The following is an 11,210-nucleotide window of genomic DNA, read 5'->3' on the forward strand; positions in this document are numbered from 1 at the left end:
CTGCTGACCCGGACTACAGGGACGAACCCGGCACGCTGAACGTGTCGCACGCCGTCGCGCCGCGCTGGTAGCCCCGCAGGAACCAGTTCTGGCGCTGCTCGCTCGACCCGTGGGTGAACGAGTCCGGGTCGACCCGACCGCTCGAGCGCTCCTGGATGCTGTCGTCGCCGACGGCGCTCGCGGCGGACAGTGCGTCCTCGATCTCGGCACGCGTGATCGGCTCGAAGAAGGTCTCGCCGTTCGCGTCCTTCGTGGTCGCGGCGTCGCCGACCCAGGCGCCCGCGTAGCAGTCCGCCTGCAGCTCGACGCGGACGCTGCCGGACGACGCACCGGTCCCGGAGCGGTCGGTGTTCGCGAAGGCACCCTGGAGCTGCTGGATGTGGTGGCCCCACTCGTGCGCGACGACGTACATCTGCGCGAGCGGCCCTCCGGAGGATCCGTACTTCGACTGCAGGTCGTCGTAGAACGCGGTGTCGAGGTAGATCGCCCGGTCCGGCGGGCAGTAGAACGGGCCGGTCGACGCCGACGCCTGGCCGCACGAGGTGCTCGTCGAGCCGTCGAACAGGATGAACCCCGGGGTCGTGTAGGCGATCCCGAGCTTCCCTGACTCGGACGTCCAGTACCCGTCGAGCGACTCCGCGGCGCCCTCCATCCGGCACTCGATCTTGAGGTTCGCGTCACGGCCCGTTCGGCACTCGGCCGCTGCGTCGACGGTCTCACCGCGCTGCTGGATCTCGGTCGTGCCGTTGCCGCCGTCGATGATGCCGGAGAGGTCGACGCCGGTGAACTGTGCGATGAGGAACACGACGATGGCGCCGACGCCCACCGCGCCGCCGCCGATCGCAGCGCCGCGCCCCCGCCGGGTGACCTTCCCGCCCTTGAGCTGCGAGTCGTCGTTGAACGTCATGCCCCGAATGTACGGGTGAGCGGTGCTCGGTGCCCGCATCGGCGGGAGGAGTAGACCGGACGGCATGCCCGTCCTCGACGACTCCCACCCCCTCTTCCTCTTCGCGATGGACCAGCGGTCCTCGCTCCTCGAGCACACCTACGACGAGTCCGGCGGGGAGCCCCTCGACGAGGCCGAGGCCGAGCGCGTGCGCGCCGGCAAGCAGCTCGTCTACCGCGGCGTCCTCACGGCACTCGCGGCCGGTGCGTCCCGCGAGCGCACGGGAGTCCTCGTGGACGAGCGCTACGGCGCCGACGTCGCCCGGCTCGTCAAGGAGGCCGGCCTCCAGCTCGCGATGCCGATCGAGCGGTCGGGCCGGGAGTGGTTCGAGCTCGAGTACGGCGAGGACTGGATGGCGCACGTGGACGCCTTCGACCCGGACTGGGTGAAGGTGCTCGTGCGCGACAACCCCGACTTCGACGCGGACCGCCGCGAGCGGCAGACATCGGAACTCGCCGAGGTCGCGGGCGTGCTGCACGGTGCCGGTCGGCCGTTCCTGGTCGAACTGCTCGTGCCGGCGACCGACGAGCAGCGGGCATCGGTCGAGGACTACGACCGCGACCTCCGACCGGACCTCGTCGTGCAGGTCATCGAGTACCTGCAGGACCACGGGGTCGAGGCGGACGTGTGGAAGCTCGAGGGCCTCGACGAGCGCGCGGACGCGGAACGGGTCGTCCGGGCCGTGCGTCGCGGTGGCCGGGACGCGGTGCAGTGCATCGTCCTCGGCCGGGACGCCCCCGAGGAGCAGCTCGATCACTGGCTGCGCACCGCCGCCGGGGTGGACGGGTTCGTCGGGTTCGCCATCGGTCGCAGCAACTGGGAGGAACCGCTCGAGGACGTCGTCCGCGAACACCTCGACACCGAGGCCGCCGAGGGACTCATCGCGGCGAACTACCGCCACTTCGTCGACACCTGGCTCGAGGCCCGCCCGGGCATCGAGCACGGCGTGGACGCCGGCGCGGTCTGACCCGGGGTCCGAGCCCGGGTCTCAGGTGCGGACCAGCGGCTCCACGCCCGCCAGGTCCGCACCGATCCCGACGTCGACGAGCTCGATCCGCCCGGCGAGGCTCGCGCCCGGTCCGCGGAGCAGCCCGGCCTTCACCCCGCCGAACGTCACCGTGACGTCCGCCTGCAGCACGTGGTCGTCCGCGATCGCCCCGGTGTCGACGTCGATGCCGCTCGGCACGTCGACCGCCACGACGAACGGTGCGCGCTGGTCGCGTGCGAGCTGGCGGATCGCCGCGACGACCTCGCGCGCCGGCGAGCGGAGCGCGGACGCGCCGTGCACGCCGATGCCGAGGATCCCGTCGAGCACCAGGTCCGCCTCGAGCGCCGCGTCGGTCGCGACGGCGGCCAGACGCGCAGCGTCATCCCGGGAGGCCGCTGCGAGGAGGTCCGCGGCCGGACGGACCGACCCGGTGTCGGACGGGCGGTCCAGGAGGCGCGCCCCGGCGTCCAGCGCCGCTGCCAGGCCCGCCCCGTGGACGCGTGCGCCGACGCGCAGCACCGTCACGCGCCTCCCGTCCGCCGCCAGGCGTGCCCCCGCGAACAGCGCGTCACCACCGTTGTCGCCGCTGCCCACCAGCAGCAGGACCGATCCCGGTCCGTCAGCCGGACGCACGGCCGGGTCGTCGAGCAGTCCGCCGACGATCCGCGCCAGCCCGTCCGCCGCACGCTGCATGAGCGGTTCGCCCGCGTCGAGGTGCGGCCGCTCCGCCGCCCGGATCTGATCGCCGCCGTAGCCGTCCATGGCGACCACAGTGCCCCGGTAGCCTGGAGGGGACATGTCACTCGTCCCCGAAGCACCCCGTCCCCGCGTCGTGATGTCCCCGGACGGGCTGAAGATCGCGACCTACGACTTCGGCGACCCCGAGGCGCCGGCGGTCGTCGCCGTGCACGGGTTCGCCTCCGGCGCGCTGCTGAACTGGCACGCCTCGGGGTGGACGCGCGACCTCGTCCGCGCCGGGTACCGCGTCGTCGCGCTCGACCAGCGCGGGCACGGCGCCTCGTCGAAGCCGCACGACCCGTCCGCGTACTCGATGGAGCTCCTCGTCGCGGACGTCGTCAGCGTGATCGACACCTACCTGCTCGACGACGTCGCGTACCTCGGGTACTCGCTCGGCGCCCGCGTCGGGTGGCACACCGCCGAGCAGCTCCCCGACCGGATCACCCGTGCGGTGTTCGGCGGCATCCCCGACGCCGACCCGATGCGGCGCGTGCGGGTCGACCAGGCGAAGGCACACCTCGCCCACGGCACCCCGATCGAGGACCGCGTGACGAACGGCTACCTGACGATGGCCGCCGGCGTCGAGGGGAACGACCTCGGCGCGCTCGTGGCGATGGTCGAGGGGATGCGGGGCAGCATCGAGCCGACGCCGTCGAACGCGCCCGCGCAGCCCGTGCTGATGGCCGCGGGCAGCGAGGACGGCATCAAGGACAGTGCCGTGCGGCTCGCGGCGGCGGCCCCGGACGCCTCGTTCTTCGAGATCCCGGGCCGGAACCACTTCAACGCGCCGACGTCGCGCGACTTCCGCCAGGCCGCGATCGCCTTCCTGACCGAGACCGCCGTGTCCGACCAGCGCTGACGGGTACTGCCAGGTCCTCGTTGTCCCCGGTGGTCGCGCGTACCGTCCCGGCCATGGACTACAGACTCCTCGGCAACAGCGGGACATCGGTGTCGACGCTGACCCTCGGCACCATGACCTTCGGCAGCGAAGCCGACGAACCCACCTCGCACACCATCATCGACACGTTCGTCGCCGCCGGCGGCACGCTCATCGACACGGCGGACGTCTACTCCGGCAACGAGTCCGAGCGCATCATCGGCCGCTGGCTCGCCGCGCACCCGACCGAGGCGCAGCAGGTCGTCCTCGCCACCAAGGGACGCTTCCCGCAGGGCGACGGGCCGAACGACCTCGGGCTGTCCCGTCGGCACCTCCGGGCCGCCCTCGACGCCTCGCTCGAGCGGCTCGGCGTCGAGCACATCGACCTGTACCAGATGCACGCGTGGGACGCCCTCACCCCGATCGAGGAGACCCTGCGCTTCCTCGACGACGCCGTGTCCGCGGGCAAGATCGGCTCCTACGGGTTCTCGAACTACCTCGGGTACCAGATCACGAAGGCCGTGTACGAGGCGAAGGGCCACGGGTGGGCCCCGCCCGTGACGCTGCAGCCGCAGTACAACCTGCTCGTCCGCGACATCGAGCACGAGATCGTCCCCGCCTGCCTCGACGCCGGCATCGGCCTGCTGCCCTGGTCGCCCCTCGCCGGCGGCTGGCTCTCCGGCAAGTACCAGCGCGACGAGGCCCCCAGCGGCGCGACCCGGCTCGGTGAGAACCCGGCGCGCGGGATGGAGGCGTGGGAGGCGCGGAACGGCGACGAGCGCACCTGGGCCGTCCTCGACGCGGTGTCGGACATCGCCGACGCGCACGGTGCCTCGCGGTCGCAGGTCTCCCTGGCGTGGCTCCTCGCCCGACCGGCCGTGACGAGCGTCATCCTCGGTGCCCGAACGGTCTCGCAGCTCGAGGACAACCTCGGTGCCACCGACCTCGTCCTCGACGACGCCGAGCTCGCACGGCTCACCGAGGTCAGCGCGCCGCGCATCGACGACTACCCCTACGGCACGGCGGGCGTCGCGCAGCGCGAGCGGAAGATCACCGGGGGTCGCTGAGCGTTCGCTGTCCGACGGGTGCGGCTTTCCGCGAGCTTGACCAGGGATGTGGACACCGTGTTCGGTGCGGTGTCACCATCGCTGCACGACCGGCTGGTTACCGCGTCGAGCGCTCGGAACGCCCCCTGATCCGTGTTCCACGCGCCGAAGGCCCCGGGTGTTCCCACCCGGGGCCTTCGCATGTGGGAGCCGTGGTCGTCCGGAGCGCGAACGGGTGACGACGGAGGCTGCCCGCGACGTCAGGCGACCACCGGCCTCGCCCCCTGGACCCGGTCCGTCCGCCGCGGCGTCCGACCCGTCGTCCACGGAGCGAGCGGGGTTCGGTCGAGCAGGAGTGCGAGGGTCCACGGCAGGACCGTGGCGGCCACGAACACGAGCGGTGCCGGCAGGAGCGGCTCCGTGACCCAGATGACCGCTGCGTGGAGGAGCACCACGGTGATCCCGACCGACGCGAGCCGCGACACGACCGCGGCCGCATGCCCCCGGACGACCCGGTCGAGTGCCAGCCCGACCAGCACGAACCCACTGCACAGGACGACCGCCGTCACGGTACTGAGCAGGGGAGTGCCGAAGTCGGCCTGCTTGAGGTCGAGCGGCCGACTGCCCAGCGCCACCGCGGTCCCGCCCGCGACGAGGCACGTCACCCCGAGGAGTGCCGGGCGCCCGATCCGCGGGAGCCACCGGCGCGCGACCGATCCGGCGAGGACGAACACCAGGGCGGCGATCGCGGTACCGGCGCTCGCCGGTGGCAGTCGGAGCACACCCGGCGCGACGGTCGCCACCCCGACGGCGGCGATCACGACGGTCCACGGCACCCAGGCGGGGAAACGTTCGAGGACCCGCAGCGCGACCGCCGCGACGGCGAGGGCGGTGACGAACCAGAACGCCGAGTACGGCCGGCCGATGTACTGCCCACCGAGGAACGGGCGGACGAGGTCCAGCGGGCCGGCGGCGGCACCCGAGGTGATCGTCGCCGGGAACCAGGCGAGCCCGATGACCACGAACCAGGCCAGGTACGGGCGGATCAGGGAGCGCCACCGGCCCCGGACCTCCGCCCCGAGCGGTCGACCGGCGGTCCAGAACCAGCCGGTGAGGAAGAAGAACAGCGGCACGTGCCACGGGTAGAAGGCGGCGACGGCGAGATCGGTCGTCCACACGTGTCCGGCGACGACGGCGACGACGCCGAACACCCGGACGAGGTCGATACCCGGTGAGCGCACTGATCCTGCCATGCACAACATGGTATATCAGTTGCTCGGTCACCGGAAGAGGGCCGGCAGCGGGACTCGAACCCGCAACCCCCGTATTACAAGTACGGTGCGCTACCAATTGCGCCATGCCGGCTGACGCGCCCATCCTAGCGGCGGACGCGCCGGGGCCTCACTCGCTCTTCTCGGAGAAGTTCAGCGAGATCGAGTTCATGCAGTAGCGGTCACCCGTCGGCGTGCCGAACCCGTCGGGGAACACGTGGCCGAGGTGCGAGCCGCAGTTCGCGCAGCGGACCTCGGTGCGTGCCATGCCGAGGGAGTTGTCCTCGAGCAGCTGCACCGCGTCGGGGTCGACCGACTCGTAGAACGACGGCCAGCCGCAGCCGGAGTCGAACTTCGTGCCGCTCTTGAACAGCTCCGCGCCGCACGCCGCACAGGTGTAGACACCGGCGCGCTCCTCGTCGAGGAGGTCACCCGTCCACGGGCGCTCCGTACCGGCCTGCCGGAGGACGGCGTACTGGTCCGGGGAGAGCTCCTCGCGCCACTGGGCGTCGGACTTGTCGACGTTGTATGCCATTGTTTCCTCCTGCTCCTGTCGCCGTTGCTGGACGACCACTTCGGTAAACTCGCGACGATGTCCGAACATTCCGTGCACCACGCCCGTTGGGACCGTCTGACGACGGACGAACTGTACGGCATCGTGGTGCTCCGGAACCGCGTGTTCGCACTGGAACAACGCGTCACGGCCGAGGACTTCGACGGCCGTGACCGTGAAGCGGACACCGAGCACTGGTGGTTCGGCACCGACGACCGAGCGGTTGGGTACCTGCGGCTCATCCGACCCGCACCGGACGAGGTCCACCCGGACGGTTCGGCTGCACCCGCCTGGGTGATCGGCCGGGTCGCCACCGACCCCGGACACCGCGGGAGCGGGATCGCCGGTCGCCTCGTGGCCGCGGTGCTGGGTGCGCACGGGCACGAGCCGTTCGTCCTGCACGCCCAGGAGTACGTCGCCGGACTCTACGAGCGCCACGGCTTCGTCCGCTTCGGAGCGCCCTACGACGAGGCCGGCATCCGCCACGTCGGCATGCACCGTCCCGGTCGCTGATGGACACGCGGGAGCGGTACGCCGCCTACGCGGAGCGCATCGCGGGCGTCTCACCGTCCTACGCTGCGTGGGCGCGGTCGGTGGACGATGGCACGGTGTCCGTGCTCGACACGGTCCCGGAGTCGAAGCGGCAGCCGGAGCTCCTCTTCGCGGTCGCCCGTCGCCTGGGCGCCGATCCTGCGGACCCCGGTTCGCTGCGCGCGCTCGTCCAGGAGGCGCGACCCGCCCTGGTCGCCGCCCTCGCCTCCGCCACGGTGCAGGCCAACGACCCCAGACGCCTCGCCCCGGTGGTCCCGCTGTTCGCGGCGCTCGCCGCGCGGGTCGGGCGGCCGCTCGGTCTCGTCGACGCGGGGGCGGCGGCGGGGCTCTGCTCGATCCCGGACCGGGTGACGCTCGACTACGTCGTCGGGGCGGGGTCCGAGGTCGTCCGGATGCACACGGCCTCCGTCGAGCCCGGCCTGCACCTCGTCGCGGCGGCCAGCGGCGCGGTGCCGGCACCGGCAGCGTGCCCGATCGACGTCCGGGCGCGGGTGGCTCTCGACCCGAACCCGATCGACCTCGCCGGGCCCGGGGCGTTCGACCGGCTCGTCGAGGCCGTCCCGCCCGAGGCGACGGATCGCACCGCCCTGATGCGCGAGGCTGCGCGTGCGACGCTCGCCGCGCCTCCCGTCCGCATCCGGGGCACCCTGCCGGGCGACCTCGACCGCGCACTGGAGGCCCTGCCGGACGACGTCGTGCCGGTCGTCCTGACCACCGGGACCCTCGTGTACGTCCCCGGCGCGGACCGCCAGCGGTTCGTCGACCGGGTGCGCGAGCGGGGCGTGCACTGGATCGCGCTGGAACGCACGGGGATCCTCAGCGGAGTCGCCGCGACCCTGCCGGACGACGTCGACCCTGCGGATCCGGACGCGTTCGCGACCGCGTCGCTCGACGGTGTGGCCCTGGCCGTCTCGGACCCGTTCGGGGTCCGCGTCCGGTGGGTGGCCGATCCGAACCTGTGACCGGTCTTCGCGACAGTCCAGCGGCGTGCCAGGGTGCGGATGACCTCCACCCCTACGATGTGCGAGACCCGTTCCCCCACCGTGATCGGAACCGCAGTGACCGCCACACCCGTCGAGCTCGACGAGCTCGCCAAGCACGTGCTCGCGTTCGAGCACGACCGGGCACGGCACGACCGCACGAAGGAAGCGGAGATCCGGGTCGAGTTCGACATGTCGCCCGCTCGGTACTACCAGGTGCTGAACCGTGTGATCGACTCGCCCGCGGCGCTCGCGTACGACCCGCAGCTGGTCTCCCGGCTGCAGCGGCTCCGGTACGCGCGCACCAGTGCCCGGGCAGCGCGCAGCTTCGTCGCGCCCGGTGCAGCTCCCGAAGGACGTGAAGAGGAACGATGACGACGAGATACCCCCGAGACCGGTTCGACGACGTCGCCGACGGCCCCCGGGTCGGGGCGCACCGCGGTGCGCAGCGGCGTGGGCGCGGGTGGATCGCGTTCGCGTGGGCCGCGCTCGCCACCGGTGTCATCGTGGGGGTCTGCGTCGTCGCCCTCGCGCTCCTGAACGGCAGCTACTCGTTCACCGGGTCGGCGTCGCCGTCCGGGTCGCCCTCGGCGTCGGCGTCCGCATCGGCGGCGCCGTCGTCGTCCGCCTCATCGTCGGCGTCGCAGGCACCGGCCGCGGGCACCCCGGCCGACCAGGGTGCGACGACGCTCGTCGTGCTGAACGGCACGTCGACGACCGGCCTCGCGGCGAAGGGCAGCGCGGCGCTGACCTCGGCCGGGTGGAAGGTGACGTCGACGGGGGACGCCGGCACGACCGGGGCGACCTCGACGATCGTGTACTACCAGCAGGCCGCCCAGGCCGCCGTCGCGCAGGGCATCGCGAAGTCGCTCGGCACGACCGCGGTGCAGCAGTCGGCGGCGTTCCCGAACGCCGACATCAGCGTCGTGCTCGGCGCGGACTACGCCGGCTGATCGTTCCCGGCGCATTCCTGGTCGCGTTCTCCGGTTGGTGATGCGCGCATTTGTGACGGCCGTGTTTCGAGCACGTTGATTCTTGTCGGAATCGACGTGAAACAACGTCACACCTCTTGCCCTGTCGGCGTTGTTCGGTAAGAGTCTCCCCAAGACGGCGACTACGCCGTCCGCACCAGCACCACCGCAGGGAGCAAGAGATCATGGCCAACGGAACCGTGAAGTGGTTCAACGCCGAGAAGGGCTTCGGCTTCATCACCGTCGATGGAGGGGGCCAGGACGTGTTCGTGCACTACTCGGCAATCGACATGTCGGGGTACAAGGTCCTCGAGGAGGGCCAGGCAGTGACGTTCGACGTCGGCACCGGGTCGAAGGGGCCGCAGGCCGAATCGGTCCGTCCCGCCTGACCCGGCAACCACCTCGCGAACGCGCCGTCCCGTCCGGGGCGGCGCGTTCGTCCGTGTGCGGCGACCGGCGTTCGTCGCTTCGGTCCCTCGTGTCGGTGCGTTCGTCGCTCGTGTCGGTGCGTGTCCTGGGAACTCGACCCGCGCCTCCTGGCGGTGTTGCACTCGACCCCTGCGAGTGCCAGAATCGGCGTTGGCACTCGCTCACGCTGAGTGCCAGCACGACCCCCATGACGACGTCCGGGAGGGACGAGAAACTCACATGGCTAAGATCATTGCTTTCGACGAGGAGGCCCGCCGTGGCCTCGAGCGCGGCCTGAACATCCTGGCTGACGCCGTGAAGGTGACGCTCGGCCCGCGCGGCCGCAACGTCGTCCTCGAGAAGAAGTGGGGCGCCCCCACGATCACGAACGACGGTGTCTCCATCGCCAAGGAGATCGAGCTCGACGACCCGTACGAGAAGATCGGTGCGGAGCTCGTCAAGGAGGTCGCCAAGAAGACCGACGACGTCGCCGGTGACGGTACGACCACCGCGACCGTCCTCGCCCAGGCCCTCGTCCGCGAAGGCCTCCGCAACGTCGCCGCCGGTGCCGACCCCGTGTCGCTCAAGCGCGGCATCGAGAAGGCCGTCGCCGCCGTCTCCGACCAGCTCCTCGCCAACGCGAAGGACATCGAGACCAAGGACCAGATCGCCGCGACCGCGTCGATCTCGGCCGCTGACCCGACCATCGGCGCGCTCATCGCCGAGGCCATCGACAAGGTCGGCAAGGAAGGTGTCGTCACCGTCGAGGAGTCGAACACCTTCGGCACCGAGCTCGAGCTCACCGAGGGCATGCGCTTCGACAAGGGCTACCTGTCGCAGTACTTCGTGACCGACCCCGAGCGTCAGGAAGCCGTCTTCGAAGACGCCTACATCCTGATCGTCAACTCGAAGATCTCGAACATCAAGGACCTCCTGCCGGTCGTCGACAAGGTGATCCAGGCGGGCAAGCAGCTCCTGATCATCGCCGAGGACGTCGACGGCGAGGCCCTGGCCACGCTCGTCGTGAACAAGATCCGCGGCATCTTCAAGTCCGTCGCCGTCAAGGCCCCGGGCTTCGGCGACCGTCGCAAGGCCATGCTGCAGGACATCGCGATCCTCACCGGCGGCCAGGTCATCTCGGAAGAGGTCGGCCTCAAGCTCGAGAACGCGACGCTCGACCTGCTCGGCAAGGCCCGCAAGGTCATCATCACCAAGGACGAGACGACCATCGTCGAGGGTGCCGGCGACGAGGAGCAGATCGCGGGCCGCGTCCGTCAGATCCGCTCCGAGATCGAGGCGACCGACTCCGACTACGACCGCGAGAAGCTCCAGGAGCGCCTCGCGAAGCTCGCCGGTGGCGTGGCCGTCATCAAGGCCGGTGCCGCGACCGAGGTCGAGCTCAAGGAGCGCAAGCACCGCATCGAGGACGCCGTCCGCAACGCGAAGGCCGCTGTCGAAGAGGGCATCGTCGCCGGTGGTGGCGTCGCCCTCATCCAGGCGTCCGTCGTGCTCGACACCCTCGAGCTCGAGGGCGACGAGGCGACCGGTGCGAACATCGTCCGCGTCGCGATCGACGCGCCGCTCAAGCAGATCGCGCTGAACGCCGGTCTCGAGCCGGGTGTCGTCGCCGCCAAGGTCCGCGAGCTCGAGTCGGGTCACGGCCTCAACGCCGCGACCGGTGAGTACGTCGACCTCGTCGCCGCGGGCATCATCGACCCGGCCAAGGTCACGCGCTCGGCGCTGCAGAACGCTGCGTCGATCGCCGGTCTGTTCCTCACGACCGAGGCCGTCGTCGCCGACAAGCCCGAGCGCACCCCTGCTGCTCCGGCCGGCGACCCGACGGGTGGCATGGACTTCTAAGCAGTCCTGACGGAAGGGCC

General features: G+C 71.4%; 13 protein-coding genes and 1 tRNA gene. 9 read left to right on the forward strand and 5 right to left on the reverse strand.

Features of this window, described 5'->3' with window-relative positions:
- Positions 1-13: 13 nt before the first annotated feature.
- Positions 14-907 (reverse strand): neutral zinc metallopeptidase, encoded by an 894-nt coding sequence (locus JSX79_RS04470; RefSeq protein WP_229085278.1) that lies wholly within the window; start codon positions 905-907, stop codon positions 14-16.
- A gap of 64 nt (positions 908-971) precedes the next feature.
- Here JSX79_RS04470 and JSX79_RS04475 point away from each other — a divergent pair, with 64 nt between their 5' ends.
- A complete protein-coding gene (locus JSX79_RS04475; protein WP_229085279.1) occupies positions 972-1,913 on the forward strand; it encodes a 2-deoxy-5-keto-D-gluconate 6-phosphate aldolase domain-containing protein in 942 nt (313 codons plus the stop codon).
- Between the two features lie 21 nt (positions 1,914-1,934).
- On the opposite strand, the gene JSX79_RS04480 is transcribed toward JSX79_RS04475, so the two are convergent.
- Positions 1,935-2,696, reverse strand: coding sequence for an NAD(P)H-hydrate epimerase (locus tag JSX79_RS04480; protein ID WP_092385778.1), 762 nt, complete (start codon positions 2,694-2,696; stop codon positions 1,935-1,937).
- A 34-nt stretch (positions 2,697-2,730) separates the two neighbouring features.
- Here JSX79_RS04480 and JSX79_RS04485 point away from each other — a divergent pair, with 34 nt between their 5' ends.
- Positions 2,731-3,531 (forward strand): alpha/beta fold hydrolase, encoded by an 801-nt coding sequence (locus tag JSX79_RS04485; RefSeq protein ID WP_071302091.1) that lies wholly within the window; start codon positions 2,731-2,733, stop codon positions 3,529-3,531.
- A gap of 53 nt (positions 3,532-3,584) precedes the next feature.
- Positions 3,585-4,616 carry an aldo/keto reductase gene (locus JSX79_RS04490; RefSeq protein WP_229085280.1) on the forward strand — a complete coding sequence of 344 codons (1,032 nt, stop codon included), beginning with the start codon at positions 3,585-3,587 and terminating at the stop codon, positions 4,614-4,616.
- A 239-nt stretch (positions 4,617-4,855) separates the two neighbouring features.
- On the opposite strand, the gene JSX79_RS04495 is transcribed toward JSX79_RS04490, so the two are convergent.
- The 3 genes from JSX79_RS04495 to msrB all read right to left on the reverse strand — a co-directional run bounded on the left by JSX79_RS04495 (position 4,856) and on the right by msrB (position 6,401).
- Entirely contained in the window at positions 4,856-5,848 is a 993-nt protein-coding gene (locus tag JSX79_RS04495) for an acyltransferase family protein (RefSeq protein ID WP_229085281.1), read from the reverse strand.
- A gap of 39 nt (positions 5,849-5,887) precedes the next feature.
- Positions 5,888-5,960: transfer RNA gene (locus JSX79_RS04500), tRNA-Thr, on the reverse strand.
- 36 nt (positions 5,961-5,996) lie between these two features.
- Entirely contained in the window at positions 5,997-6,401 is a 405-nt protein-coding gene (gene msrB, locus JSX79_RS04505; protein ID WP_070417813.1) for a peptide-methionine (R)-S-oxide reductase MsrB, read from the reverse strand.
- 57 nt (positions 6,402-6,458) lie between these two features.
- Between msrB and JSX79_RS04510 the strand changes: the two genes are divergently transcribed.
- From JSX79_RS04510 to groL, 6 genes are all read left to right on the forward strand, one after another.
- Positions 6,459-6,932: a GNAT family N-acetyltransferase gene (locus tag JSX79_RS04510; RefSeq protein WP_071294891.1), complete on the forward strand. Its 474-nt coding sequence runs from the start codon at positions 6,459-6,461 to the stop codon at positions 6,930-6,932.
- Entirely contained in the window at positions 6,932-7,933 is a 1,002-nt protein-coding gene (locus JSX79_RS04515; RefSeq protein ID WP_229085282.1) for a DUF2332 family protein, read from the forward strand. The genes JSX79_RS04510 and JSX79_RS04515 overlap by 1 nt, the downstream gene beginning before the upstream one ends.
- 96 nt (positions 7,934-8,029) lie before the next feature.
- Positions 8,030-8,326: a DUF3263 domain-containing protein gene (locus tag JSX79_RS04520; RefSeq protein ID WP_229085283.1), complete on the forward strand. Its 297-nt coding sequence runs from the start codon at positions 8,030-8,032 to the stop codon at positions 8,324-8,326.
- Complete coding sequence (locus JSX79_RS04525) at positions 8,323-8,904, forward strand: LytR C-terminal domain-containing protein (protein WP_229085284.1); 582 nt, start codon at positions 8,323-8,325, stop codon at positions 8,902-8,904. The genes JSX79_RS04520 and JSX79_RS04525 overlap by 4 nt, the downstream gene beginning before the upstream one ends.
- 203 nt (positions 8,905-9,107) lie before the next feature.
- The gene (locus tag JSX79_RS04530) at positions 9,108-9,311 is read left to right on the forward strand and encodes a cold-shock protein (RefSeq protein WP_022903461.1); all 204 of its coding nucleotides are present in this window, start codon (positions 9,108-9,110) and stop codon (positions 9,309-9,311) included.
- A 259-nt stretch (positions 9,312-9,570) separates the two neighbouring features.
- Positions 9,571-11,190, forward strand: coding sequence for a chaperonin GroEL (gene groL, locus JSX79_RS04535; protein WP_070417818.1), 1,620 nt, complete (start codon positions 9,571-9,573; stop codon positions 11,188-11,190).
- The last annotated feature ends 20 nt before the right edge of the window (positions 11,191-11,210 follow it).

Source organism: Curtobacterium sp. GD1 (assembly GCF_020882855.1).
Taxonomy (GTDB): Bacteria; Actinomycetota; Actinomycetes; order Actinomycetales; family Microbacteriaceae; genus Curtobacterium.